Here is a 24,116-nt window from a genome sequence, read left to right on the forward strand (position 1 = left end):
TAAAATCCCGGAAAAGAAAAAGCCCGGACGGTAAGCCCGGGCTTCGCGCGCCGTGATGCAGCGCCGGCGCGATGCGGTGCTTAGCCGCCGTACACGTCGAAGTCGAAGTACTTGGCTTCGATCTTCTTGTACGTGCCGTCCTTGATCATGTCGGCGATAGCCTTGTCGATCTTGCCCTTCAGGTCGGCGTCTTCCTTGCGCAGGCCGATCGCGGCGGCGCCCGTCGGGATTTCCTTGCCGGCGAACTGGAAGCCAGCGCCGCGCGGCGTCTTCAGGAAGCCCAGATCCGCTTGCACTTCATCCTGCAGCGCGGCGTCCAGACGGCCCGAGATCAGATCGGCGTAGACCTGGTCCTGGTTCTGGTAAGGAACGACGTTCACGCCCTTCGGCGCCCAGTTTTCCTTCGCGTAAGTTTCCTGGATCGTGCCTTGCTCGACGCCAACCGACTTGCCCTTGAGCGAGTCAGCCGTCGGGGCGAGGCTCGAGCCCTTCTTGGCGACGAGGCGCGTCGGCGTGTTGAACAGCTTCGCCGAGAAGGCGATCTGTTGCTCGCGCTGCGGGGTGATCGTCATCGACGAGAGCACGCCGTCGAACTTCTTGGCCTTCAGGCCCGGGATCATGCCGTCGAAGTCCTGCTCGACCCACACGCACTTGGCGTTCAGGCGCTTGCAGATTTCGTTGCCGAGGTCGATGTCGAAGCCGACCAGCTTGCCATCGGGTGCTTTGGATTCGAACGGTGCGTAGCTGGCGTCAACGCCGAAACGCATGGTGGACCAGTCCTTCGCATGGGCGACGCCAGCCGAGACGGCGAGCAGGGCAACCGTGAGGGTGGCAAGCAGTTTCTTCACTATGGGTACTCCTCGAGATGGTTCAGGGCGCGCCGCGTGCGGTTGTGCCGCCATGGCGCATTTTCCGGCGCGGCTCGCGCCGGATTATTGTTGGACCCGCCAGCCTGCGGCCAGCAAAGCGCGCGCAAGCTTACCAGGTCAAAATTGCTGCGTCGCTAGTGTAATACCGGATAGCGGGAACGGGACCCGCTAAGTGTACGCCCGTGCGCTTGTACGATTTAACGCAAAGCCTTGTCAGACAAGGCGCGCAGGTCAATGCGGAGGGGCCGTTGCGGGGTGCCTGGGGTAGGCTGCGCGATGCTCTGCCGCAACAGTCGGAAGAATGCGGTGCCGCACGGTCGCGGCATCGTCAACGATATGAAGGGAAATTGAAATCGAATCGACGGCGCGCTGTTGGTTTTCGGCCCGAATGGGGTCATCCGGCGCGCCGTCTTTTGTCGCGGTGCAGCAGATGTATCGGCTGCACCGCGTGGATGACGTCAGACCACGCGCACGCCCGCGCGCCACGTCGCGCGCGGCACCGGCAGCGTATCGAGCATCGTCACCCGCACGAAGTCCGCGCGCAGGCCCGCCTCGATCGCGCCGCGGTCGTGCAGGCCCGACTTGCTGGCCGGTTCCCACGAGACTGTGGCGAGCGCGCGCGGCAGCGTCCAGTCGGCCTTGGTCACGAGGTCGAACGCGGCGGTCAGCAGGCTCGACGGCACGTAGTCGGACGAGAGGATGTCGAGCAAATCGGCCTGCGCGAGATCCAGCGCGGAGACGTTGCCGGAGTGCGAGCCGCCGCGCACCACGTTCGGCGCGCCCATGATCGTTGCGATGCCGCGCTTTTTCGCTTCCTCGGCGGCCACGCGCGTGGTCGGAAATTCGGCGAGCACGATGCCCTCGGCGGCGGCCTGCTCGACGTGCTCCACGAGCGTGTCGTCGTGGCTCGCGAGCGGGATGTTGCGCGCGCGGCAACGCTGCACGATTTCGAGGCGGTGCGCATCGGCGTAGCGCTCCTGCTCGGTGGCCATTTCGGCGAGCATGGTGTTGGTCTGCTCGTCGGTCCACTTGCCGTGGCGCTCCTGGAAGCGGCGCCATTGCTCGCGGTCGTGCCACTGGCGCTGGCCCGGCGTGTGGTCCATCACCGAGGCGAGGCGCAGCAGCGGGTGGTCGCTGAGCGTGTCGAACAGCGCGATCACGTCTTCGGTGGCGATTTCGCAGCGCAAGTGCAAGAAGTGCTCGGCGCGCAGCAGGTTGCGCTCGGAAAAACGCTTGAGCGCCTGGGCGCTAGCGAGCTGCACGTCGCGGCCGCGCACGCCCACGGCCAGGCGCGTGCCGATGGCTAGCGCGTCGAAGACCGTGGTGATGCCGGCGGCGGCGATCTGCGCGTCGTGAATGACGAATGCGGCGTCGGTGTTCCAGTGCACACCGGGGCGCGGCGCGAGGTGCTTTTCCAGGTTGTCCGTGTGCAGTTCGACGAGACCGGGCAGCAGGAAGTCGCCTTCCCAGTCTTCGGCTTCGGGCGCGGCGGTCGAGCCGCGCGAGATGTCGCGGATCTTGCCGTCTTCCACGCTTAGCGTGCCGGTGAAAACGTCGTCTCGCGTCACGATGCGAGCGTTTTTGATCAACATCGTCAGGCTCCGTATCAGTTATCGGTTTGCGCCGTTCAGGCGGTATTCAGGCTGCGGCGCTGAGTGACGCTTGCGCGCGCGGCGCGGTGAGTTCGAGTAAGCGCGTGGCGACGCGCTCGCGCGTGTCCTCGTCGTGGAATACGCCGACGATCGCTGCGCCGCGCGCTCGCGCTTCGCCAATCAGGCTCGCGACGATTTCGCGGTTTTGAGCGTCGAGCGAGGCCGTGGGTTCGTCCAGCAAGAGCACGCGATGCTGTGCGATCAGGCCCCGCGCGATGTTCACGCGTTGCTGCTCGCCGCCCGAAAACGTGGCGGGCGCGAGCGGCCAGAGGCGCTGTGGCACGTTCAGGCGTGCCAGCAGAGTTTGCGCGCGCTCGCGTGCTTCGTCTTCCTCAACGCCGCGCGAAACGAGCGGCGCGGCCACGATGTCGAGCGCGCTCACGCGCGGAATCACGCGCAGAAACTGGCTCACATAGCCCACCACGTTGCGGCGCAGGCGCAGGATGTCGTGCGGCGCCGCGCCCGTGATCTCCAGATGCTCGAGCGGCGCGCCCTCGTCGCGGATCGCAATCGAGCCGCCGCTTGCGAGATAGTTGCCGTACAGGCAGCGCAAGAAGGTGCTCTTGCCCGCGCCCGAGGGTCCGACCAGCACGATGCATTCGCCGCGCTCGACGTCGAGCGAAACGCCCGCGAGCGCTTCGATGCCGATGCCGCCCTGGCCGTGCAGCGTGAAGGTCTTGCGCACGTCTTCGGCGCGCAGCATGAGCGCCGGTCTTTCGAGGAACGCGCGCGTGCCCGGTGATGAGTTCAGGGTCATGTCTTTCATCCTAGACCGGCAGCACGGATGCCACCAGCGTCTGCGTATAGGGATGTTGCGGGTCGTCCAGCACCTGGTCGGTCAGGCCCGATTCGACCACCGTGCCGCCTTGCATCACCATCAAGCGATGCGCGAGCAGCCGCGCCACGCCGATGTCGTGCGTGACGATCAGCACCGAAAGATGCAGGTTGGTCGTGAGCGTGCGCAGCAGGTCGAGCAGGCGCGCCTGCACGGACACGTCGAGACCTGCCGTGGGCTCGTCCATGAAGACGAGGCGCGGACCCGTGACGAGATTGCGCGCGATTTGCAGGCGCTGCTGCATGCCGCCCGAAAACGCCGGGGGCAATTCGTCGATGCGCATGGCGTCCAGCTCCACGCGCTGCATCCACTGCTGCGCCGTGTTGCGGATTTGCCCGTAGTGACGCGCGCCCACGGCCATCAGCGGCTCGCCGATATTGGCTCCGGCCGAGACGCCCGCACGCAGCCCGTCGCGCGGATTCTGCTGCACGAAGCCCCATTCGGTGCGCGCAAGCAGGCGCCGGCGCGGCTCGGAAAGCGTGCGCAGGTCGAGCGTTTCGCCGTTCGCGCTCGTGTAGTGCAGCGCGCCCGAGTCGGACTCGGTGCGCAGCGCGAGCGTGTTGAGCAGCGTGGTCTTGCCAGAGCCCGATTCGCCGACGATACACAGCACCTCGCCGGGATACAGGTCAAAGCTCACGTCGCGGCAGCCGTTGCGGCCGCCGTACTGCTTCGTGAGCGATCTTGCGCTTAGCAGCGGCGTCATGCTTTCTCTCCTGCTTCATTCGTTGCGTGCGCATCGATCTGTTCGCGGCGGTCGTGGCAGTAGTCGCTGTCCGAGCAGACGAACATACGTTTGCCCGCGTCATCGACGATCCTCTCGTCGAGGAAGCTCTCGCGCGAGCCGCACAAGGCGCACGCATGCTCCCAGCGCTGCACTTCGAACGGATGGTCGTCGAAGTCGAGGCTCTTCACCGACGTGTACGGCGGAATCGCGTAGATGCGGCGCTCGCGGCCCGCGCCGAACAACTGCAGCGCGGCGTTCATATGCAGCTTGGGGTTGTCGAACTTCGGAATCGGCGAGGGCGACGTGAGATAACGGCCGTTCACGGTCACCGGGTAGTCGTACGTCGTGGCGATGCTGCCGTGCTGCACGATGTCCTCATAAAGCTTCACGCTGATCAGGCCATAGTCGGCCAGTGCATGGAGCTTCTTGCATTCGGCCACGCGCGGCTCGAGCCGGAACAGCGGCTCGGGCATCGGCACCTGGTATACGAGGATCTGTTTGTCCGTGAGCGGCGTTTCCGGAATGCGGTGCCGCGTCTGGACGATCGACGCCTCGCTCGTGCGGCGCGTAGTGGCCACACCCGTGGTGCGTGCGAAAAAACGGCGGATGTTGACGGCGTTCGTGGTGTCGTCCGAGCCCTGGTCGATCACCTTGAGCGTGTCCTTCGCGCCGATGATCGCCGCCGTCACCTGAATGCCGCCCGTGCCCCAGCCGTACGGCAGCGGCATTTCGCGCGAGGCGAACGGCACCTGGTAGCCCGGCACGGCCACGGCCTTGAGGAGCGCGCGGCGCAGCATGCGCTTGGTCTGCTCGTCGAGGTACGCGAAGTTATAGCCCGAGACGGCCTGCGTTTCGTGCGATGCGACTTCGGCTGCGGTGGATTGCAAGGTGGCGGGCGCGTTCATGCGGCCTCCTTGTTTTGCGCATCGGCATTCGCGTCGGTGCCGTTTTCGTGCTGCGCGCGCAGCTTGCGCACGAGTTCCAGCTCGGCCTGGAAGTCCACGTAGTGCGGCAGCTTCAGGTGTTGAACGAAGCCCGAGGCTTCCACGTTGTCGCTGTGCGAGAGCATGAATTCGATGTCCTGAGTCGGCGAGGCGATCGTCTCTCCCAGCTCCGCGGCTCGCAGCGCGCGGTCCACGAGCGCCATCGCCATGGCCTTGCGCTCCGCGTGGCCGAACGCGAGACCGTAGCCTTGCGTGAATTGCGGCGGCACGTCTTTCGCGCCCGCGAACTGGTTGATCATCTGGCACTCGGTCAAGTCGATCTCGCCGATTTCCACGGCTTCGTCGAGTTCGTCCAGCATCATTTCTACGCATACCGAACCAAAGCGGATCTCGCCCGCGAACGGGTGCGAATGCGCGTAGCCGCGCTGCGTGGCATAGCCCATCGCGAGCAGGAAGCCTTCGTCTCCGCGTGCGAGATTTTGCAGGCGCACGGTGCGGTCGGCGGGGAACGCGAGCGGCTCGCGCGAGAGGTCGCCGGGCTCGCGCGCCTGCGGCGAGCGCGTTTCCTGCTCGATCAGGCCTTCCTTGTCGAGCAGGGAGACCACGCGCGGCATCGCTTCTACGGCCGGGGTGGCTCGCGGCGCCGGGGGCGTGGCGCTCGCGGCGTCGTCGCCTTCGGCCAGCAGCGCGAAGTCGAGCAGGCGCTGCGTGTAATCGTAGGTCGCGCCGAGCACCTGGCCGCCGGGCACGTCCTTGAAGGTGGCGGAAATGCGGCGCTCCACCACCATGTTTTCCGTTTCGACCGGCTGCGTATAGCCAAAACGCGGCAGCGTGGTGCGATACGCGCGCAGCAAAAAGATCGCCTCGACGAGATCGCCCGCGGCCTGCTTGATCGCGAGCGCGGCAAGTTCTTCGTCGTAGACCGAACCTTCGGCCATTACACGCGCCACGGCCAGACGCATCTGTTCGCGGATCTGCGCGACGCTCAGCTCGGGCACGCGCGTATCTCCGCGGCGCGCCTCGTCGAGCAGACGCCACGACGCTTCGATCGCGCGCTCTCCTCCTTTGACGGCGACGTACATCAGTGCATCTCCACGAGAGTGGTGCGCGGCAGGCCCATCAGGCGGTCGCCGCACACGAGATAGAAGTCGATGCCGCACGGCAAGTGCGGCGCGAGGGCGGCGCGTTCGCGCCAGAAGCGCTCGGGCGGGCCGACGGGCGCGATGCAGCAGGTCGTTTCGATGCCGGGGCCGCGCAGCGTGAGCGGTGCGCCGCCGGCGAGTGAATCGACGCGCACGAACACCGTGGCCGACTGCTCCGGCGACTCGGGCGTGCCGCTCGCGAAGGCGTCGAGCGGCGGCAGGGCGGCGGCGTCGTGCACATAGGCGAACGCGGCTTCGCACGCTTGCTGTGCAAGCGGCGCGCCTGCGTGAAAGCGCAGCGCGGCGGCGAGTGCGGCGTCGGGCTGGGCGAGCCACACTGGCGTGGCGTAGTCTGCGAGTGCGAGCAGCGAGGCGAAGGCGGCAAGGCCGGCGCGCGCGGGCGAGGCATCCGCCGCCGTGGCTGCCGGCAGCGGCGTTTCGACCACACCGATCGTGCCGGGGCGCGCGAGCGCGTCGAGCAGCGTGCGGAACACCGTCTGCGTGTCGTGAACCGGATCGCCGAAGCCGGGCGCGAGCGCCGCGAGCAAATCGGGCGTCATGGCATTGCGTGGGTCGCTCATGCGTCACCTCGAACCATCGTGAAGAACTCGACCCGCGTGCTGGCGGCGTCGGCGCGGCGCGCGTCGCGCTGTGCGGCGAGACGCGCGGCAAGCGGCTCGATCAAGCGGGCGTGCAACTGGTCGTGGCGCGCGGGGAGTTGCAGCAACGCATCGGCGAGCGCGGCCAGCTCGGCGCGGCGTTTGTCGCGGCCCAGATGGCAGGCCACGCCGACCGGGCCGGGCTGGCCTGCATCGCCGCCTTCGGTGCCCGAGGCGCGCAGGCGCAGCGTGGCGCGCGTGACGGTGGCTTCGCCCAGGTTGAAGGCGTCGCCGGTGCCCCCAATTCGCCCGCGGACCATGGCCAGTCCGGTTTGTGGCAGACGCAGCCAGTCGAAAGCGGGCTCGGGCGCACCGGCGAGCGCGACGCTCAACGCCGCTTCAAGCTCGGCGCGTGGGGTGTGCGCGAGAACGGCCATCCATGCGCGCCGGGTCGCCGGCGTGGAGGATGGGGTGGAAGAAGCGTTCATCGGAGTTCCTGTGTCGTGAACGGGGGAGAACGGACATGGCAACTGCGCTTTTCGAACCGCCTTGTCTGGACCTCGATTGAACCATCTATTCATCTAAACGTCTAGACGTTTAGTGGTACAGTCGTCCAGTTCGGGCGCAATGAAGGTTTTCATATTTCCATCACGCCCTGCGCACTACAATGCACAAAACGCTATTGGAACCGAGAGGAATGACAGCACCATGACATCGAACGACGAGGCGCCGTCCAGCCTGCTTGAGCGCGGCGCGGGTGTGGCGGTGTGGCGGCAGATCGAGCAGATCCTCGCAGCGGAGATTGCGGCGAAGGGTTTCGGCGAAGACGGCCGGCTGCCTAGCGAGGGCGAGCTTGCGCGCCGCTTCGACGTGAACCGCCACACGGTGCGGCGCGCGATGCTGGGCCTCGCGGCGTTGGGGCTCGTGAGCGTGGAGCAGGGGCGCGGCACCTTCGTGCAGCCCGGCGCGATCGACTACACCATCGGCAAGCGCACGCGCTTTACCGAGAACCTGAAGCGCCATCAGCATTCGGCGGCGGGTAAGCTGCTCGCGTCGTCGCGTGGCAAGGCCGACCCCACGGTCGCCAAGGCGCTCGGCCTGCGCGCGGGCGCGCTCGTCTACCGGCTCGAAACGCTGCACGAGTCGGACGGCGTGCCGCTCACTTACGCGCGCAGCTGGTATCCCGCCGCGCGCTTCGCCGATCTGCCCGTGGTCATGGAGCGCGTCGACAGCACCTCGAAGGCCCTCGCCGAATACGGCGTGACCGACTATCTGCGCAAGTGGAGCCGTATCGGCAGCGTGCTGCCCGAGGCCGAGGTGGCGCGGCGCCTGAACATCAACCGGCAGCAGCCGGTGCTGTGGGTGGAGAACGTCGACGTCGATCTCGAAGGCGTGCCGATCAAGTACGGCGTCACGCACTTCGCCGCCGACCGCGTGCAGCTGATGGTGGAGCACGACCTATGAGCGTGCTGCACGAAGACTGGAACGAAGCCACGCGCTTCGCGCTTTACTATGCGCCGCCGCGCGAATCGGTGTGGTGGCAGACGGGCTGCGCGTGGCTTGGCCAGGATCCGGAGACGGGCGACACCCTCGCGCCGCCGCCGTGGCTCGCAGGCCTGCCGCAGCCGCTGGAAACGCTCACAGTCGCACCACGCCGCTATGGCTGGCACGGCACCCTCGTGCCGCCGTTCCGTCTCGCGTCGGGCGTGACGCCCGTAGCGCTCCTGGCCGCCGCGCAGCAGTGGGCGCAGGGGCAGGCGCGCTTCGAAGCCAGTGTCGAGGCGGCGCTGCTCGGCCGCTTCGTGGCGCTGCGCCCCGCCGACGATGCCGGCGAAACCGCGCTGCGCGAACTGGCCGCTAACGCACTGCGCGCGCTCGGCTCGCTGCGCGCCCCGCAAACGCCCGCCGAACTCGCGAAGCGCCTGGACGCGCCGCTCACGCAGCGTCAGCGCGCTTACGTCGAAGCATGGGGCTATCCGTACGTGTTCGAAGAATTCCGCTTTCACATGACGCTATCCGATTCGCTGAACGACGCGCAAACGTGCGCGCAACTCGTCGATGCCTGGAACACGCAAATGCACGACGCCAACCCGCTGCCGGTAGAAGGCGCGGCGCTCTTCGTCGAGCCTGGGCCGGGCGCGCCGTTCGCGTTGTGGCGCCGCTTGCCGTTCGCGGGGGCTCGTGCATGAAGGGCGGCCTGATCTACGTGATGGGGCCTTCGGGCGCGGGCAAGGACACGCTGCTGCGTTACGCGCGCGAGCGCCTGTCCGGCGAAGACGTCGTCTTCGCGCATCGCTACATCACGCGCGAAGACAGCGGTGGCGAGAACCACATCGCGCTCACCGAGGCCGAATTCGAGGCGCGTTCGCAGCGCGGCCTTTTCGCATTGCAATGGCGCAGCCACGCGCTGCGCTACGGCGTGGGCGTGGAGATCGACCAATGGATGGCGCTTGGCTGCACGGTCGTGGTGAACGGTTCGCGCGCCTACGCTGGCGAGGCGTTCGAGCGCTACCCGCGCATGACGCTCGTGCACATCGAAGCCGCGCAGCACGTGCTGGCCGCGCGCCTCGCATCCCGGGCGCGCGAAACGCCCGAGCAGGTCGCGTTGCGTCTCGCGCGGCGCGCGCCGTTCGAGGTGCCGTCGGGCGCCGCGTTCGCGCGCATCGACAATTCGGGGCACCTGGAGGAGGCGGGTGGCGCATTCGTCAAGCTCGTGCGGCAGGTGGCGGCCGGATAGTCGCGGCGCCGTCCTTGAGCGTCGCTTAACAGCCGCTTAAGGGCTCGAACGGGTCGGGGGATTTTTGGTTGGGCGCGTTTGCCATGAGAAGATGCAGGCGACCCGAGAACTCAACGAGAATGCCCTTGGACCGTTTCCAGGAGATGCAGATTTTCACGCGCATCGTCGACCGCCGCAGCTTCACGCAGGCGGCCGAGGATCTGAACCTGCCGCGCGCGACGGTCACCAACTCGATCAAGCGTCTCGAAGCGCGCCTCGGCGTGCGTCTGCTCGAACGCACCACGCGCCAGGTCAAGCCGACGCTCGACGGCGACGCCTACTACCAGCGCTGCATGCGCCTGCTCGCTGACCTCGAGGAAACCGAGGAGGCGTTTCGCGACACCGATCCGCAGGGGCGCTTGCGCGTGAACATGCAGGGCACGCTCACGCAGTATTTCGTGATGCCGCGTCTGCCCGACTTTCTCGCGCGCTATCCGCGCGTCGAGCTCTTCATCGGCTCGGGCGACCACTTCGTCGATCTCGTGCGCGAGGGCGTGGATTGCGTGCTGCGCGCGGGCGAGCTGGCCGACTCCTCGATGATCGCGCGGCGCGTGGCGCTGCTGGAGCAGGTGACCTGCGCGAGCCCCGCGTATCTGGAACGGCACGGCGACCCCGAGTCGATCGAGGCGCTCGCCGGTACGCACACGGACAATCCGGGCCGGCCCGGCCATCGGGCCGTGAACTATGTTTCGCCTGCCACGGGCCGCGCGCTTGCGCTCGAATTCACGACCGCTGACGGCATCGCCCGCGTGACGCTGCCGGGCCCGGTGGCCGTCAACGGCGCGGAACTCTACGCGGCCGGCGCGCTGGCGGGGCTCGGCATCGTACAGGTGCCGCGCTACCGCGTGCGCGCACAGCTCGCCAGCGGCGAGCTGTGCGTCGTGCTGCCGGCGCATCCGCCGCCGCCCTTGCCGGTCTCGGTGCTGTACCCGCAGAACCGCCAGTTGTCGCTGCGCGTGCGCGCTTTCGCCGACTGGCTCGTGCAGGTGTTTGCCGAGGTTGCCTGAAACGGCTCGAGCGCGCCGGGGTGGTTCGTCCAGTCGCGCCGGGTTGCGCTCGTGCCTTTACGTGCGCCGCGCGACCATGCCGGACACACGCGCCGCGGCTTGCTGAAGCGGATCGAGGAAGGTCTTCACCATCTGTTTGGCCGACGTGCGCTGCGCGTTTCCGCTGATGTTCATCGCGGCGATCACGCGGCCCTGCCGGTTGCGGATAGGCGCGGAGATCGAGATGAGGCCGCCTTCCAGTTCCTGATCGACGATGGCCCAGCCCTGCTGGCGCACCTGAGCGATGATCTTCTTGAGTTCGCCGACGTCGGTGACCGTGCGCCCCGTATGCGCATAGAGCGGCGAGGAGCCGAGCGTTTCGTCGAGCGCAGCGTCGTCGAGCGAGGCCAGCAGCACGCGCCCCATGGAGGTGCAGTACGCGGGCAGGCGGCTGCCGATCGAGAGGTTGATCGTCATGATCTTGTGCGTGGGCACGCGCAGCACATAGACGATCTCGGTGCGGTCGAGCACGGCCGCCGAGCAGCTCTCGTGCACTTCCTGCGACAGCTCTTCCATTACCGGCTCGGCGAGATTCCAGAACGGCATCGACGTGAGGTACGCGAAGCCCAGGTCGAGAATGCGCGGGGTGAGGCGAAAGAGCCGCCCCTCGGCTTCGACGTAGCCGAGCGTCTGCAGCGTGAGCAGAATGCGGCGCGCGCCGGCGCGCGTGAGGCCCGTGGCGGCGGCGACGTCGGTGAGGGTCTGCTCGGGATGCTCGGCGTTGAACGCGCGGATCACCGAAAGCCCGCGCGCGAACGACTGCACATAGGAGTCGCCCGGTTTTTCGGGAATCTCCTGCTGGTCGGCGGAGCGGTCTGGCGAGGCACTGGAAGCAGAATTCATGGGCGTGGCGTTCGATCTTGCTGCGGCGCTTGAAGAACCTATCAAGATAACCCAAGCGATCGGTTTCGCCAACAAGCGGCGAAGGCGGCGAAGGCGAGGCGGGCGCAAACTTTCGGGGCAGCGCGCCCGCGTCAACATCGATAGTGCGGCGTGGCACGACATGCGTCAAATGCGCACGTCAGATCATTTGACATTCAGCTATTTGATTCCGGTCAATTAATTTCGGTGCGAAAAATGATTGACGCGCGAATTGATCATTTAGATCTGAATACCGGCTCGGCCTGAGATTAAAGCGAGATAAAAATAATGTATAAATTCGAATGAATTGGAAAATTTTCTGATCATTCTTCGATTGGGACGTGCGCGTCGTTGGTCCTCTTTCTCCCTTGAGCGCGTGTTGGCCTTCACGCTGAAACCTCCGCGCAATGCGCGTTTTCTTGATGAAAGCTATTGGAAAGATAATTGCGGCTTTCCGTCGCGCTTGCCTGGGCGAGCTTTATCCCGCTGGCTAATCCTTAGCAAAGATCAAATTTTGAGATTGGCGCTTTCCGTAGAATCGCGCTGAATACGATACGGGTGCATTTTGCGTGGCTAATTTGCGATGCAAATGTGTTGGGTGTTACGCGTTTTGGTGGACAACGGAAGAACAGGCAAACATGAAAGACAGAAAAGCCTTTAAAAGGTGGTTAATCCCCCTCGGCAGCGGGCTGCTCGTTTCTCTTGCGGGATGCAGCGGCAATTTTGCCGTGCTGGACCCGAAAGGCAGCGTGGGCGCGGCCGAGAAGTCGCTCATCCTCACGGCCACATGGGCCATGCTGCTGGTCGTGGTGCCCGTCATCATCCTGACGCTCCTGTTCGCGTGGCGCTACCGCGCCTCGAACCGCAACGCGACCTACGCGCCGAAGTGGGCCCACTCCACGGCGATCGAAGTGGTGGTCTGGGCCATTCCGGCTGCGATCATCCTGTTCCTCGCCATCCTCACGTGGCGCACCTCGCACGAGCTCGACCCGTACAAGCCGCTGGAGTCGAGCGTGAAGCCCATCAACGTCGAGGTCGTCGCGCTCGACTGGAAGTGGCTCTTCATCTACCCCGACCTCGGCATTGCCTCGGTGAACCAGCTCGCCGTGCCGGTGGGCACGCCGGTCAACTTCCGCATCACGTCGGACTCGGTGATGAATTCGTTCTTCATCCCGCAGCTGGGCACCCAGGTCTACGCCATGGCGGGCATGCAAACGCGTCTGCACCTGATCGCCGACGAAGCGGGCGATTTCGACGGTCTCTCGTCCAACTACAGCGGCAAGGGCTTCTCGGACATGAAGTTCCGCACGCTCGCCACGAGCCAGCAGGACTTCGACGCGTGGGTGCAGAAGGTGAAGACGTCGTCCACCCAGCTTTCGATGGACGAGTACGCAACGGTTTCGAAGCCGCAGGAGAAGGCGCCGGTGCAGTACTTCTCGAGCGTCGACCCGAAGCTCTTCAATAACATCATCGCGAAGTACAACAACGGGCACGTCACGATTTTCGACCCGTCTTGCGTGACCAAGGGGTAAGCAGCATGTTCGGAAAACTCACATTAGAGGCGATCCCGTTCGATCAGCCCATCATCATGGGCGCGGCGGCGTTCATGGCACTGATCGTCCTCGGCGTGCTCGGTCTCGTCACCGTGACCGGCAAGTGGAAGTACATCTGGACCGAGTGGCTCACGAGTGTGGACCACAAACGCATCGGCGTGATGTACATGATCGTGGCGGTGCTCATGCTCGTGCGCGGCTTCGCCGACGCGGTCATGATGCGTATCCAGCAGGCCATGGCGTTCGATTCGCCCGGCTATCTGCCGCCGCATCACTTCGACCAGATCTTCACCGCGCACGGCGTCATCATGATCTTCTTCATGGCGATGGCGCTCATGGTCGGCTTCTTCAACCTTGTCGTGCCCCTGCAGATCGGCGCGCGCGACGTGGCGTTCCCGTTCCTGAACTCGCTTTCGTTCTGGATGACGGCGATCAGCGCGATCCTCATCAACCTCTCGCTCGTGATCGGCGAGTTTGCGAAGGTGGGCTGGCTCGCGTATCCGCCGCTCTCCGAACTGCAGTTCAGTCCGGACGTGGGGGTCGACTATTACATCTGGTCGGTCCAGCTCTCCGGTGTCGGCACCTTGATCACGGCCGTGAACTTCTTCGTCACGATCCTCAAGATGCGCGCGCCCGGCATGACGCTCATGAAGATGCCCGTGTTCACGTGGACGGCGCTGTGCTCGAACGTGCTCATCATGGCCACGTTCCCGATCCTCACGATCGCGGTGGCGCTGCTCGGCCTCGACCGCTACGTCGGCACGCACTTCTTCACGAACGAGCTTGGCGGCAACGCCATGCTGTATCTGAACCTGATCTGGGCGTGGGGCCACCCCGAGGTGTACATCCTCGTGCTGCCTGCGTTCGGCATCTATTCGGAAGTGATGGCCACGTTCTGCAAGAAGCCGCTGTTCGGCTACAAGACGATGGTCTACGCCTCGTGCGCAATCATGGTGCTGGCGTTCCTCGTGTGGGCGCACCACTTCTTCACGATGGGTGCGGGCGCCGACGTCAACGCGTTCTTCGGTATCGCGACGATGATCATCGCCATTCCCACCGGCGTGAAGATCTTCAACTGGCTGTTCACGATGTATCGCGGCCGTGTGCACTTCACCGCGCCCGTGCTCTGGACCGTCGGCTTTATGGTGACGTTCTCGATCGCCGGCATGACCGGCGTGATGCTCGCGATTCCGGGCGCGGACTTCGTGCTCCACAACTCGCTCTTCCTGGTCGCTCACTTCCACAACGCGATTATCGGCGGCGTGGTGTTCGGCTACCTGGCAGGCCTGCAGTACTGGTTTCCGAAGGTGTTCGGTCTCAAGCCCAGCGAAAAGCTCGGCAAGGCGTCGTTCTGGTGCTGGTTCGTCGGCTTCTACGTGGCCTTCGTGCCGCTCTACGTGCTCGGCTTTATGGGCGCAACGCGTCGTACCAACCACTACGACGTGCCCGAATGGCATCCGTACTTCGTCGTCGCCGCAATTGGCGCGGCGATCATCGCGCTCGGCATCGTGTTCCAGGTCCTCTTGTGGGTCATGGCCTTCGTGAACCGCAACAAAGCCGAATGCAAGGACGTGACTGGCGATCCGTGGGACGGCCGCACGCTCGAATGGGCAACGTCGTCGCCGCCGGCGGCCTACAACTTCGCGGTCATTCCGCACGTGGACGACATCGACGCTTTCGCGCACATGAAGGAAGCGGGCCGCGGTCCGGGCCTCGCCGCGAAATATAGCGACATCCACATGCCGTCGAATACGTCGGCGGGCTTCTTCATCGGCATGTTCAGCCTCGTGCTGGGTTTCGCTGCCGTGTGGCACATCACGTGGCTGGCGGTGCTCGGGTTCATTGGTGTCGCGCTGACAGTGATCCTCAAGAGCTTCGGCAACAACGACGGTTATTACATTCCGGCCGCGAAGGTCCGCGAGATCGAAGAACGGCGCTTTGGCACCGGCGCCCCCGTGGCCAAGCGTGACCTGGTCGTCGAGGAGGCAGTCTGATGTCACAGAAAATCAATGCGGCAACCCTTGCCGAACTCGATCACCACGATCACCCGCAGTCGCACTCGGTATTCGGCTTCTGGGTCTACCTGATGACCGACTGCCTGCTGTTCGCGGCGCTGTTCGCCACCTTCGGCGTGCTGAGCCACCAGTTCGCGGGCGGCCCCACGGGCAAGGACCTGTTCGATATTCAGGGCGTGGCGCTCGAAACGGCCGTGCTGCTGCTTTCGAGCATCACGTACGGTTTCGCGATGCTCGGCGCGCACCAGCGCAAGAACGGCGTGGTGCTCGGCTGGCTCGCCGTCACCTTCATTCTGGGGGCGTCGTTCCTCGTGCTCGAACTGCGCGAGTTTTCGCACCTGATCGCAGAAGGCGCCGGCCCGCAGCGCAGCGCGTTCCTTTCTTCGTTCTTCACGCTGGTCGCCACGCACGGCCTGCACGTGTTCTTCGGCCTGCTGTGGATGCTCGTGATGATGATCCAGGTGGTTCGCACACGCGAACTGGGCGAGCAGGAAATCCGCCGCCTCACCTGCCTGAGCCTCTTCTGGCACTTTCTGGACGTGGTGTGGATCTGCGTGTTTACTTTTGTCTATCTGGGGAGCGTGCTCTAAATGGCTCAAACTCATGCAGAGTCCCACGGCAGCCTTGGCAGCTATGTGGCGGGCTTCATTCTTTCGGTGCTGCTTACCGCGGGCGCGTTCGGCGTCGTTCTGCACGGCACGCTCGATGCCACCACGGCCTTGATCGTCATCGCGGTGCTTGCCTTCGTGCAGGTGGTCGTGCACCTCGTGTTCTTCCTGCATCTGAATACGTCACCGGGGCAGGGCTGGAACGTGCTGTCGCTCGCGTACACGGTGCTGGCCGCCGCGTTCCTGATCTTCGGCACCATCTGGGTCATGCACAACGTCGGCGCACTCATGATGTCGCGTTAAGCGTTTGCCTCACGGGCTGGCGCCTCGCGCCCGCCTGAACTCGCGAAGCCGCACAGGTACCCGTCCTGTGCGGCTTTTTCGTTTTTGGAGCCAGGTCCGCGTGCTTGACACCCGTCCCGGGACGCGCCTATTATGGCCGTCAAATTGTTCGATTAACGATCATCGGTTCGACAGTCGAACAAATCGCACGAGGACGTGCGCGTTCGAGCTCTCATTTTCGCCCGCGCAGTCCGTCAATCTCAATCATCTTTGCATGGGATCGCATCAAGTGCCTGCGATCGAAAGGAGACTCACATGACGGAAGCATTCATCTGCGACGCGGTTCGCACGCCTATTGGCCGCTACGCGGGCGCCCTGGCCCAGGTTCGCGCCGACGACCTCGGCGCCGTTCCGCTCAAGGCGCTCATGGCGCGCAACAAGGACGTGGACTGGACGGCGATCGACGACGTCATCTACGGCTGCGCGAACCAGGCGGGCGAGGACAACCGTAACGTCGCGCGCATGTCGTCGCTGCTGGCGGGCTTGCCGCAGGCCGTGCCGGGCTCGACGGTGAACCGCCTGTGCGGCTCCGGCATGGACGCCGTGGGCATTGCCGCGCGCGCGCTCAAGTCGGGTGAAACCGGGCTGATGATTGCGGGCGGCGTGGAAAGCATGAGCCGCGCGCCGTTCGTCATGGGCAAGTCGGCGAGCGCCTTCGCTCGCGACGCCGCGATTTACGACACAACGATTGGCTGGCGCTTCGTCAATCCGCTGATGAAGCAGCAGTACGGTGTGGATTCGATGCCGGAAACGGGCGAAAACGTCGCCGTCGATTACAACGTGAGCCGCGCCGATCAGGATGCGTTCGCGGTTCGCAGCCAGCAGAAGGCGGCTCGCGCACAGGCGGACGGGACGCTTGCGCAGGAGATCGTCGCGGTGACGATTGCGCAGAAGAAGGGCGATCCGATTGTTTTCTCGCGCGACGAGCATCCGCGTGAAACGAGCCTCGAAGCACTGGCCAAGCTCAAGGGCGTCGTGCGCCCGGATGGCTCGGTGACGGCTGGCAATGCTTCGGGCGTGAATGACGGCGCTTGCGCGCTGCTCCTCGCCAACGAGGAAAACGCGAAGCGTTTCGGGCTCGTGCCGCGTGCGCGCGTGCTCGGTATCGCGACGGCCGGCGTCGCGCCGCGCGTGATGGGCATTGGTCCCGGGCCCGCTACGCAGAAGCTCCTCGCGCGTCTGAACATGACCATCGACCAGTTCGATGTTATCGAGTTGAACGAAGCTTTTGCATCGCAAGGGCTCGCCGTGCTGCGCATGCTCGGCGTCGCGGATGACGATCCTCGCGTCAACCCTAACGGCGGGGCGATTGCGCTTGGGCATCCGCTCGGGATGAGCGGCGCGCGGCTCGTGACGACCGCTACGTATCAGCTCCATCGCATGCAAGGGCGCTTCGCGCTGTGCACGATGTGTATCGGCGTGGGGCAGGGGATTGCGATCGCTATCGAGCGTGTCTGATTTTTGATCGCCCTGAATTGAAAAAGCCGCGGATCGATTTGGTCCGCGGCTTTTTTGTTTTGTCGCGCGCTGTGGAGGTGGCGTCGGCGTTGGCCACATGGACTGCGTGGTACAGAGCGCACGATGCACACAGCAAAGCCGTTCAAAAAAATAATTTCGCGCCACGAAACAATTGCATGATCCGTTTCAACGTGCAAATCACACAGGATCTTGAGCCTCTGCAAACTCCTCGGTAATTAGCCGTATTTGTTGGCGATAACTTGACCCGCTTCCGGTCAGGTAGCGTCCTCGTTTTAAGAGCCGCGCGTAGAATCGGCCGCACTTCGGCGCCACACGCCGATGCAAATACGGCAATCAATTTAAACCCGTTTGACGAGGAGAATGTGAATGACGAAGGCAGCGATTCTGGCGGCGGCATGGGTGGTGGGCATTAGCCTTTCGCAGGGGGCGTTCGCGCAAAACGACGCGCCCGCTTCGGCGCCGCCGGGGCAAAGCGCGCTCTCCAGCGCGGCGCAGGACGTGATTGCCAACGCGGAGCCGGTGCATATCCAGGCGAAGATCGTCGGCATCGATCGCGCTGCGCGCGTCGTCACGCTGCGGGGGCCGCGCGGCAATGATGTCGATATCGCGCTCAGCCAGCAGGTCAACAACTTCGATCAACTCAAAGTGGGCGACACCGTCGACGTGCTCTACAAGAACGCGTTCCTCGTGACGGCCGAAAAGGTGACGGGCAAGGACAAGGGTATTCGCAAGCGTGTGGATACCAATGTCTATCTGCCCGCGTCGTCGGGCTACGACGCCGCGCGCCAGGTCGAAGTCCAGGCCACGGTGCAGCATATCAACGCGAAGAAGCGCGAAGTGACGCTGCGCGGCGCGTATCAGACCGTCACGCTGCAAGCCACGCCCGATATCGACCTCAAGACCTTGAAGGTCGGCGACACGGTCCACGCCGTGTTCGTTTCCGCTTATGCGTCGCAGGTGACGCCGGTCGCCGCCACGCAGTAAGCACGTAAAAAAGCCGGCGCAATATGGCGCCGGCTCCTTTTTACGATCCGAACGGGCGCCTCAGAAGGCGCCCGTTTTGCGTCTGGTCGTTACATGCCCGCCATGCACATGTACTTGATCACCACGTAGTCGTCCACGCCGTAGTGCGAGCCTTCGCGGCCCAGGCCAGACTGCTTTACGCCGCCGAACGGCGCGACTTCGTTCGAGATCAGGCCGGTGTTGATGCCCACCATGCCGTATTCGAGCGCTTCGGCAACGCGCCACACGCGGCCGATGTCGCGGCTGTAGAAGTAGGCGGCGAGGCCGAACTCGGTATCGTTCGCCATCCTGATCACTTCTTCATCGGACGAGAAGTGGAATAGAGGCGCGAGCGGCCCGAAGGTTTCGTCGCGCGCGACCTTCATCGCGGGCGTGACGCCGGTGAGGATGGTCGGCTCGAAAAAGCCATGGCCGAGCGCGTGGCGCTTGCCGCCCGTGGTCACCTGAGCGCCTTTCGCGAGCGCATCTTCGATATGCGATTCCACCTTCAGCACGGCCGCTTCGTTGATGAGCGGGCCTTGCGTCACGCCGGCCTCCGTGCCGAGGCCGACCTTGAGCTTTTCCACCGCGTCGCGCAGTTTGGCCGCGAACGCGTCGTACACGGCGTCGTGCACGTAGAAGCGGTTCGTGCACACGCAGGTCTGACCGCTGTTGCGGTACTTCGAGGCGATGGCGCCGGCGACGGCAGCATCGAGATCGGCGTCTTCGAACACGATGAACGGCGCGTTGCCGCCCAGTTCCAGCGAGACCTTCTTGACCGTCGAGGCGCACTGGCTCATGAGCAGGCGGCCCACCGGCGTCGAGCCCGTGAACGAGAGCTTGCGCACCGTGGGGTTGCTCGTGAGCTCGCCGCCGATCGCCTTCGGGTCGCCCGTCACGACGCTGAATACACCGCGCGGCACGCCCGCGCGCTCGGCCAGCACGGCCAGCGCGAGCGCCGAGAACGGTGTGGCTTCGGCGGGCTTGAGCACGATCGGGCAGCCTGCCGCGAGCGCGGGGCCGACCTTACGGGTAATCATCGCGGCAGGGAAATTCCACGGCGTGATCGCGGCGCACACGCCGACGGGTTCCTTCGTCACGACGATGCGCTTGTCGTTGGCGGGCGTGGGGATCGTGTCGCCATAAATACGCTTGCCTTCCTCCGCGAACCATTCGAGAAACGACGCGGCGTAGCCGATCTCGCCCTTCGCCTCGGCGAGCGGCTTGCCTTGTTCTGTGGTGAGGATGAGCGCCAGGTCGTCGGCGTTTTCCATCATCAGGTCGTGCCACTTGCGCAGGATGACGCTGCGCTCCTTCGCGGTCTTCGCGCGCCATGCGGGCCATGCGGCATTCGCTGCGGCGATCGCGCGGCGCGTTTCGGCGGCGCCCATGCGCGGCACCGTGCCGATGACCGCGCCGGTGGCGGGGTTCTTCACTTCGAACGTAGCGCCGTCTTCGGCGCCTTGCCATTCGCCGTTGATATAGGCGCTGGTTTGCAGCAGCGATGCGTCTTTCAGGTTCATGCTTGCACTCCGGACTGACTTCGATTCATTTAGAACGACGAACGGCACAGCGGCAAGCGCCGGTGTGCCGTTTCGCGACTGGCCCGCTGCTCGCGGGCCAGCATGTGGCGGAGGCTTACGCCGGCACGCCCACGGCTTCCTTGACCGACTCTTCGAGGATCGCGAGCGCTTCGTCGAACACGGTGTCCTGGATCGTCAGCGGGAACAGGAAGCGCACGACGTTCGAGTACACGCCGCACACGAGCAGCAGCAGGCCGCGGTTCAGCGCGGCGGTCTGCACGCGCTTCGTGAAGTCGGCGTCGGCTTCGCTCGTGCCCGGCTTGCAGAATTCAACGGCGTTCATCGCGCCGGGGCCGCGCACGTCGGCGATCTGCGGCACGTCGGCCTTCATCGCATTGAGCTTGGCCTTGAGCTTGTCGCCGAGCTTCGTGGCGCGCTCGCAGAGCTTTTCTTCTTCGATGATCTCGATCACCGCGTGCGCCGAAGCGACGGCCAGCGGGTTGCCCGCATACGTGCCGCCGAGACCGCCGGGCGCTGCCGCGTCCATGACGTCCGCGCGGCCCACCACGCCCGAGAGCGGCATGCCGCCTGCCAGGCTCTTGGCGATCGTCATGAGGTCCGGCGTGACATCGTAGTGTTCCATCGCGAACAGCTTGCCGGTGCGCGCGAAGCCCGTTTGCACTTCGTCGGCGATCAGCAGGATGCCGTGCGTGTCGCAGATCTTGCGCAGGCCGCGCACGAAATCGGCCGGCGCCTGGTAGAAGCCGCCTTCGCCCTGCACCGGTTCGAAGATGATCGCGGCGACGCGCTTCGGATCGATGTCGGCCTTGAACAACATCTCGATGTGCTTGAGCGAGTCGGCCGTGCTGATGGCGTGGACCGAGTTCGGGTACGGGGCATGGTACACGTCGGCCGGGAACGGGCCGAACGCGAGCTTGTACGGGGCGACCTTGCCCGTGAGCGCCATGCCCATCATCGTGCGGCCGTGGAAGCCGCCTGCGAAGGCGATCACGCCCGGACGGCCCGTATGGGCGCGAGCGATCTTGACGGCGTTTTCGACGGCTTCGGCGCCGGTCGTGAAGAAGGCGGCCTTCTTGGCGAAGCTGCCCGGCGCGCGCTGGGCGACCTTCTCGGCCAGCGAGACGTACGACTCGTACGGCACGATCTGGTAGGCCGTGTGCGTGAACTGGTCGAGCTGCGCCTTGATGGCAGCGACGATCTTCGGATGGCGGTGGCCCGTGTTGCACACGGCGATACCGGCGGCGAAGTCGATGAAGCGGCGGCCTTCCACGTCCCACAGCTCCGCGTTTTCGGCGCGCTCGGCGTAGAAGTCGCACATCACGCCCACGCCGCGCGGGGTAATGGCGTTCTTGCGGCTTTGCAGATCGGCGTTCTTGCTCACGTTCATCTCCTGTGGAATCGGTGTCAGTCTGAGGTTGGCTGGCGGACCGACAAGCAGTCCATGTCGCGACTATACTCACGTTTGGCTCTAAATTTCAGAGCCATTCAGTGCAATCTTTAGGAGCCAATTTCGATGCGTGCGAGTGTTCTGTCCGATTGGCTGGCCCAACGGCTCGACCGCGCAAGCGCCCAGCCGGTGTACCGGCAACTGCACAAGCTGCTGCAGCAGGCGATCCTGTCGCGCGAGCTGCCGGCCGGGGCGCGGGTGCCGTCGTCGCGGCTGCTGGCGGCCGAACTGGGGATTGCGCGCAATACCGTGACGCAGGTCTACGAACAATTGGTGCTCGAAGGTTATGTCACGTCGGCGACGGGGCGCGGCACGTTCGTGGCGGACACATCGCCCGACGAGATCGTGGGAGCGACGGAAATTGGCCCTATGCAAATGCGCAAAAATACCGGCGCGTCAGGAGCCGTGCAGTCTGAGGGAGAAGTCGCAACTAACCGCCAGAGCGCGCGAGGCGCGGAGACGTTTGCCGCGGCGGCACCCGGAGCCGCGGCGGCAAGCGGACTGGAAGGCGCCACGCTGGCGCAGCGCCCCGCGGCGCGCGCCCTCTCGGCACGCGGCGCGCGCCTGATTACCAGTGCAGGCGTGTCGAAGCGCCAGGGCGGCGCGTTCATGCCCGGCGTGCCCGACGTCTCCCGCTTCCCCGCGCGCGTGTGGACGCGTCTGCACAACAAATACTGGCGCAGCCTGCGCCCGGACCTGTTGACCTACGCGCCCGGCGGCGGTCTCGCGCTGCTGCGCCACGTGCTGGCCGACTATCTGCGCACTTCGCGCTCGGTACGCTGCTCGCCGGAGCAGATCATCATCACGACGGGGATTCATCAGTCCATCGACCTGGCCGTGCGTCTGCTTTCCGACCCCGGCGATACCATCTGGACCGAAGACCCGTGCTACTGGGGCGTGCGCAGCGTGCTGCATGTCTCAGGCCTCAACACGCGGCCGATCGCGGTGGACAGCGAGGGTCTCAACCCGTCGGCCGGCGACTTCGCCGCGCCGGCGCCCCGGCTCATGCTCGTCACGCCTTCGCACCAGTACCCGCTCGGCATGGTGATGAGCCTCGCGCGCCGGCGCATGTTGCTCGAGTACGCGCGCCAGCATCAGTGCTGGATCATCGAGGACGACTATGACAGCGAGTTCCGTTACGGCAGCCGCCCGCTCGCGTCATTGCAGGGGCTTGATACGGCGGGGCAGGTGATCTACGTGGGCAGCTTCGGCAAGACGCTGTTTCCAGGCTTGCGCGTGGGTTATCTCGTCGCGCCGGAAGCGCTGGCGGAAAGTTTCGCGACCGCGAGCGCCGAGCTGTACCGCGAGGGGCAATTGCTGCAGCAGGCCGTGCTCGCGGAGTTCATCGCCGAAGGGCATTTCACCTCGCATATCCGCAAGATGCGCGCGCTCTACGGCCAGCGCCGCCAGGTGCTGCTGGACGCCGTTGCGCGCCGCTACGGCGACGCGCTGCCCGCCATGGGCGGCGACGCGGGCCTGCACGTCGTGATGCAGCTGCCCGAAGGCAGCGACGACCGCGCCGTGGCCGAAGCCGCGCTCGCGCGCAATATCGTGGTGCGGCCGCTTTCGGGGTATTACTCGTCGCACGAGCGCGCGAATCCGGGCTTGCTGATCGGCTACGCCTGCGTGCCCGACGAGGAGATCGCGCCGGCGTTCGACACGCTTGCCGAGGCGATCGATACGACGCTACCCGCCTTCGTGTGAGCGAAGCCGTCAGACGGCGCGGGCCGCTCAAAGCCGGATCAGTACCGCCCCGCAAGTCACGAGCGCGCACGCGACCATGCGGCGCGCCGTCAGTTTCTCGTTCATGAAGAGCCAGCCGATCAGTACGGCGAAGATCGACGAGAGTTCGCGTAGCGCGGAAACCATCGCGATAGGCAGATAACGGAACGCCTCGATCACGAGGCAATACGCCGTGAGCGCGAGTACGCCCGCGAGCATGCCGCGCGCGACCGCGGCCTTCGACGTGAACATCTTCGCCGCGCCGCCGCGCAGCTTGCAGACCACCAGAAACTGCGGGACGTTCCAGAGCAGATAGACCCACATGATGTAGCTGATGCCGTTACCAGCCAGGCGCGCGCCGAGTCCGTCGACGACCGAATACATCGCGATGAAAAGGCCCGTGAGCAGCGCATACGGCACGCTCTCGCCCGAAAAGCGCATGCCGCGCCGGAAGGCGAGCGACATGACGCCAAGCGAAACGAGCGCGACGCCGGTGGCCGCGAGCGCATGCAGTTCTTCGTGCGCGAACACGAGCGCGCCCCCGAATACGAGCAGCGGCGAAAGCCCGCGTGCGATGGGGTAGATCTGCCCGAAGTCGCCGCTGCGATAGGCGCGGATCAGCGTGAAGCAATACACGAACTCCAGCACCACCGAAGCGCCGATATATGGCCAGCTCGCCGGCGCGGGCAGCGGCAGCACGCACACGGCGATCGCGCTCACGACGATGTACGGCACCGAGAACATGCCGAGCAGCCAGAGGCGGTCGCCGGAAACATGAAGGAAGGCGTTCCAGCTCGCGTGCATGAGTGCCGAGAGCAGGACCAGCAGAACGACGAAACTGGCCATCGGGATTGCGAATCGAATGGTTTGTTGGAGACGCGGGCCGTTGCGGCCGCAATCATGTGATTATTCCAGCGAACGCGTGTGGGCGCCAGAAATAGGGAAAAGCCGCGCGA

The 24,116-nt window shown here is 65.2% G+C and carries 24 protein-coding genes; 12 read left to right on the forward strand and 12 right to left on the reverse strand.

Going from position 1 to position 24,116, the window contains the following annotated elements:
* Window positions 1-80: 80 nt before the first annotated feature.
* From M3I56_RS09950 to phnG, 8 genes are all read right to left on the reverse strand, one after another.
* Window positions 81-848, reverse strand: a complete 768-nt coding sequence (locus tag M3I56_RS09950; RefSeq protein WP_254337121.1) for an ABC transporter substrate-binding protein — start codon at window positions 846-848, stop codon at window positions 81-83.
* Between the two features lie 479 nt (window positions 849-1,327).
* On the reverse strand, window positions 1,328-2,461 hold the full coding sequence (locus M3I56_RS09955; protein ID WP_254353650.1) for an alpha-D-ribose 1-methylphosphonate 5-triphosphate diphosphatase: 1,134 nt from the start codon (window positions 2,459-2,461) through the stop codon (window positions 1,328-1,330).
* A gap of 46 nt (window positions 2,462-2,507) precedes the next feature.
* The gene (phnL, locus tag M3I56_RS09960) at window positions 2,508-3,278 is read right to left on the reverse strand and encodes a phosphonate C-P lyase system protein PhnL (protein WP_254353651.1); all 771 of its coding nucleotides are present in this window, start codon (window positions 3,276-3,278) and stop codon (window positions 2,508-2,510) included.
* A gap of 10 nt (window positions 3,279-3,288) precedes the next feature.
* On the reverse strand, window positions 3,289-4,059 hold the full coding sequence (gene phnK, locus M3I56_RS09965; RefSeq protein WP_254353652.1) for a phosphonate C-P lyase system protein PhnK: 771 nt from the start codon (window positions 4,057-4,059) through the stop codon (window positions 3,289-3,291).
* On the reverse strand, window positions 4,056-4,985 hold the full coding sequence (locus tag M3I56_RS09970; protein WP_302056749.1) for an alpha-D-ribose 1-methylphosphonate 5-phosphate C-P-lyase PhnJ: 930 nt from the start codon (window positions 4,983-4,985) through the stop codon (window positions 4,056-4,058). Before M3I56_RS09970 ends, phnK begins: the two co-directional genes overlap by 4 nt.
* Complete coding sequence (locus M3I56_RS09975; protein ID WP_254353653.1) at window positions 4,982-6,106, reverse strand: carbon-phosphorus lyase complex subunit PhnI; 1,125 nt, start codon at window positions 6,104-6,106, stop codon at window positions 4,982-4,984. The genes M3I56_RS09970 and M3I56_RS09975 overlap by 4 nt, the downstream gene beginning before the upstream one ends.
* A complete protein-coding gene (gene phnH, locus M3I56_RS09980; RefSeq protein ID WP_254353654.1) occupies window positions 6,106-6,747 on the reverse strand; it encodes a phosphonate C-P lyase system protein PhnH in 642 nt (213 codons plus the stop codon). Before phnH ends, M3I56_RS09975 begins: the two co-directional genes overlap by 1 nt.
* Window positions 6,744-7,253 carry a phosphonate C-P lyase system protein PhnG gene (gene phnG, locus M3I56_RS09985; RefSeq protein WP_254353655.1) on the reverse strand — a complete coding sequence of 170 codons (510 nt, stop codon included), beginning with the start codon at window positions 7,251-7,253 and terminating at the stop codon, window positions 6,744-6,746. The genes phnH and phnG overlap by 4 nt, the downstream gene beginning before the upstream one ends.
* A gap of 220 nt (window positions 7,254-7,473) precedes the next feature.
* Here phnG and phnF point away from each other — a divergent pair, with 220 nt between their 5' ends.
* The 4 genes from phnF (at window position 7,474) to M3I56_RS10005 (ending at window position 10,548) form a co-directional block, all read left to right on the forward strand.
* Window positions 7,474-8,229: a phosphonate metabolism transcriptional regulator PhnF gene (gene phnF / locus M3I56_RS09990; protein WP_254353656.1), complete on the forward strand. Its 756-nt coding sequence runs from the start codon at window positions 7,474-7,476 to the stop codon at window positions 8,227-8,229.
* On the forward strand, window positions 8,226-8,954 hold the full coding sequence (locus M3I56_RS09995; protein ID WP_254353657.1) for a DUF1045 domain-containing protein: 729 nt from the start codon (window positions 8,226-8,228) through the stop codon (window positions 8,952-8,954). Before phnF ends, M3I56_RS09995 begins: the two co-directional genes overlap by 4 nt.
* Window positions 8,951-9,502, forward strand: a complete 552-nt coding sequence (gene phnN, locus M3I56_RS10000; RefSeq protein WP_110383629.1) for a phosphonate metabolism protein/1,5-bisphosphokinase (PRPP-forming) PhnN — start codon at window positions 8,951-8,953, stop codon at window positions 9,500-9,502. Before M3I56_RS09995 ends, phnN begins: the two co-directional genes overlap by 4 nt.
* 125 nt (window positions 9,503-9,627) lie before the next feature.
* Window positions 9,628-10,548, forward strand: a complete 921-nt coding sequence (locus M3I56_RS10005; RefSeq protein WP_254353658.1) for a LysR family transcriptional regulator — start codon at window positions 9,628-9,630, stop codon at window positions 10,546-10,548.
* Between the two features lie 57 nt (window positions 10,549-10,605).
* Here the strand turns inward: M3I56_RS10005 and M3I56_RS10010 are convergent, their stop codons facing one another.
* Entirely contained in the window at window positions 10,606-11,430 is an 825-nt protein-coding gene (locus tag M3I56_RS10010; RefSeq protein WP_254353659.1) for an IclR family transcriptional regulator, read from the reverse strand.
* Between M3I56_RS10010 and M3I56_RS10015 the strand changes: the two genes are divergently transcribed.
* From M3I56_RS10015 to M3I56_RS10045, 7 genes are all read left to right on the forward strand, one after another.
* Window positions 11,429-11,650, forward strand: a complete 222-nt coding sequence (locus M3I56_RS10015) for a hypothetical protein (protein WP_028202672.1) — start codon at window positions 11,429-11,431, stop codon at window positions 11,648-11,650. The genes M3I56_RS10010 and M3I56_RS10015 overlap by 2 nt on opposite strands.
* A gap of 436 nt (window positions 11,651-12,086) precedes the next feature.
* Complete coding sequence (cyoA, locus tag M3I56_RS10020; protein ID WP_254353660.1) at window positions 12,087-12,980, forward strand: ubiquinol oxidase subunit II; 894 nt, start codon at window positions 12,087-12,089, stop codon at window positions 12,978-12,980.
* Window positions 12,981-12,985: 5 nt separating this feature from the next.
* Entirely contained in the window at window positions 12,986-14,995 is a 2,010-nt protein-coding gene (gene cyoB / locus M3I56_RS10025) for a cytochrome o ubiquinol oxidase subunit I (protein WP_254353661.1), read from the forward strand.
* On the forward strand, window positions 14,995-15,606 hold the full coding sequence (gene cyoC / locus M3I56_RS10030) for a cytochrome o ubiquinol oxidase subunit III (protein ID WP_254353662.1): 612 nt from the start codon (window positions 14,995-14,997) through the stop codon (window positions 15,604-15,606). The genes cyoB and cyoC overlap by 1 nt, the downstream gene beginning before the upstream one ends.
* On the forward strand, window positions 15,607-15,927 hold the full coding sequence (cyoD, locus tag M3I56_RS10035) for a cytochrome o ubiquinol oxidase subunit IV (RefSeq protein WP_254353663.1): 321 nt from the start codon (window positions 15,607-15,609) through the stop codon (window positions 15,925-15,927).
* Between the two features lie 294 nt (window positions 15,928-16,221).
* Window positions 16,222-17,424 (forward strand): 3-oxoadipyl-CoA thiolase, encoded by a 1,203-nt coding sequence (gene pcaF, locus M3I56_RS10040; protein WP_254353664.1) that lies wholly within the window; start codon window positions 16,222-16,224, stop codon window positions 17,422-17,424.
* Between the two features lie 387 nt (window positions 17,425-17,811).
* Window positions 17,812-18,429, forward strand: a complete 618-nt coding sequence (locus tag M3I56_RS10045; RefSeq protein ID WP_254353665.1) for a hypothetical protein — start codon at window positions 17,812-17,814, stop codon at window positions 18,427-18,429.
* Window positions 18,430-18,518: 89 nt separating this feature from the next.
* Here M3I56_RS10045 and gabD read toward each other — a convergent pair whose 3' ends face one another.
* Window positions 18,519-19,970, reverse strand: a complete 1,452-nt coding sequence (gabD, locus tag M3I56_RS10050) for an NADP-dependent succinate-semialdehyde dehydrogenase (protein WP_254353666.1) — start codon at window positions 19,968-19,970, stop codon at window positions 18,519-18,521.
* A gap of 115 nt (window positions 19,971-20,085) precedes the next feature.
* Window positions 20,086-21,378 carry a 4-aminobutyrate--2-oxoglutarate transaminase gene (gene gabT / locus M3I56_RS10055; protein WP_254353667.1) on the reverse strand — a complete coding sequence of 431 codons (1,293 nt, stop codon included), beginning with the start codon at window positions 21,376-21,378 and terminating at the stop codon, window positions 20,086-20,088.
* 126 nt (window positions 21,379-21,504) lie between these two features.
* Between gabT and M3I56_RS10060 the strand changes: the two genes are divergently transcribed.
* Complete coding sequence (locus M3I56_RS10060) at window positions 21,505-23,142, forward strand: PLP-dependent aminotransferase family protein (RefSeq protein WP_254353668.1); 1,638 nt, start codon at window positions 21,505-21,507, stop codon at window positions 23,140-23,142.
* Window positions 23,143-23,169: 27 nt separating this feature from the next.
* On the opposite strand, the gene M3I56_RS10065 is transcribed toward M3I56_RS10060, so the two are convergent.
* The gene (locus M3I56_RS10065) at window positions 23,170-24,006 is read right to left on the reverse strand and encodes an EamA family transporter (RefSeq protein WP_254353669.1); all 837 of its coding nucleotides are present in this window, start codon (window positions 24,004-24,006) and stop codon (window positions 23,170-23,172) included.
* Between the last annotated feature and the right edge of the window lie 110 nt (window positions 24,007-24,116).

It is taken from the genome of Paraburkholderia sp. CNPSo 3281 (assembly GCF_024206515.1).
In the GTDB taxonomy this organism is placed as follows: Bacteria; Pseudomonadota; Gammaproteobacteria; order Burkholderiales; family Burkholderiaceae; genus Paraburkholderia; species Paraburkholderia nodosa.

Bases quoted from the DNA above. Each gene is read 5' to 3' on its own strand.
- M3I56_RS09995 (WP_254353657.1), top strand. From the start codon at position 8,226: ATGAGCGTGCTGCACGAAGACTGGAACGAAGCCACGCGCTTCGCGCTT.
- M3I56_RS10010 (WP_254353659.1), bottom strand. From the start codon at position 11,430: ATGAATTCTGCTTCCAGTGCCTCGCCAGACCGCTCCGCCGACCAGCAG.
- cyoD (WP_254353663.1), top strand. From the start codon at position 15,607: ATGGCTCAAACTCATGCAGAGTCCCACGGCAGCCTTGGCAGCTATGTG.
- M3I56_RS10060 (WP_254353668.1), top strand. From the start codon at position 21,505: ATGCGTGCGAGTGTTCTGTCCGATTGGCTGGCCCAACGGCTCGACCGC.
- gabD (WP_254353666.1), bottom strand. From the start codon at position 19,970: ATGAACCTGAAAGACGCATCGCTGCTGCAAACCAGCGCCTATATCAAC.
- M3I56_RS09975 (WP_254353653.1), bottom strand. From the start codon at position 6,106: ATGTACGTCGCCGTCAAAGGAGGAGAGCGCGCGATCGAAGCGTCGTGG.
- cyoB (WP_254353661.1), top strand. From the start codon at position 12,986: ATGTTCGGAAAACTCACATTAGAGGCGATCCCGTTCGATCAGCCCATC.
- M3I56_RS10015 (WP_028202672.1), top strand. From the start codon at position 11,429: ATGGGCGTGGCGTTCGATCTTGCTGCGGCGCTTGAAGAACCTATCAAG.
- phnL (WP_254353651.1), bottom strand. From the start codon at position 3,278: ATGACCCTGAACTCATCACCGGGCACGCGCGCGTTCCTCGAAAGACCG.
- M3I56_RS10045 (WP_254353665.1), top strand. From the start codon at position 17,812: ATGACGAAGGCAGCGATTCTGGCGGCGGCATGGGTGGTGGGCATTAGC.
- phnK (WP_254353652.1), bottom strand. From the start codon at position 4,059: ATGACGCCGCTGCTAAGCGCAAGATCGCTCACGAAGCAGTACGGCGGC.
- cyoC (WP_254353662.1), top strand. From the start codon at position 14,995: ATGTCACAGAAAATCAATGCGGCAACCCTTGCCGAACTCGATCACCAC.
- phnN (WP_110383629.1), top strand. From the start codon at position 8,951: ATGAAGGGCGGCCTGATCTACGTGATGGGGCCTTCGGGCGCGGGCAAG.
- M3I56_RS10065 (WP_254353669.1), bottom strand. From the start codon at position 24,006: ATGGCCAGTTTCGTCGTTCTGCTGGTCCTGCTCTCGGCACTCATGCAC.
- phnG (WP_254353655.1), bottom strand. From the start codon at position 7,253: ATGAACGCTTCTTCCACCCCATCCTCCACGCCGGCGACCCGGCGCGCA.
- cyoA (WP_254353660.1), top strand. From the start codon at position 12,087: ATGAAAGACAGAAAAGCCTTTAAAAGGTGGTTAATCCCCCTCGGCAGC.
- pcaF (WP_254353664.1), top strand. From the start codon at position 16,222: ATGACGGAAGCATTCATCTGCGACGCGGTTCGCACGCCTATTGGCCGC.
- M3I56_RS09970 (WP_302056749.1), bottom strand. From the start codon at position 4,985: ATGAACGCGCCCGCCACCTTGCAATCCACCGCAGCCGAAGTCGCATCG.
- phnH (WP_254353654.1), bottom strand. From the start codon at position 6,747: ATGAGCGACCCACGCAATGCCATGACGCCCGATTTGCTCGCGGCGCTC.
- M3I56_RS09955 (WP_254353650.1), bottom strand. From the start codon at position 2,461: ATGTTGATCAAAAACGCTCGCATCGTGACGCGAGACGACGTTTTCACC.
- gabT (WP_254353667.1), bottom strand. From the start codon at position 21,378: ATGAACGTGAGCAAGAACGCCGATCTGCAAAGCCGCAAGAACGCCATT.
- phnF (WP_254353656.1), top strand. From the start codon at position 7,474: ATGACATCGAACGACGAGGCGCCGTCCAGCCTGCTTGAGCGCGGCGCG.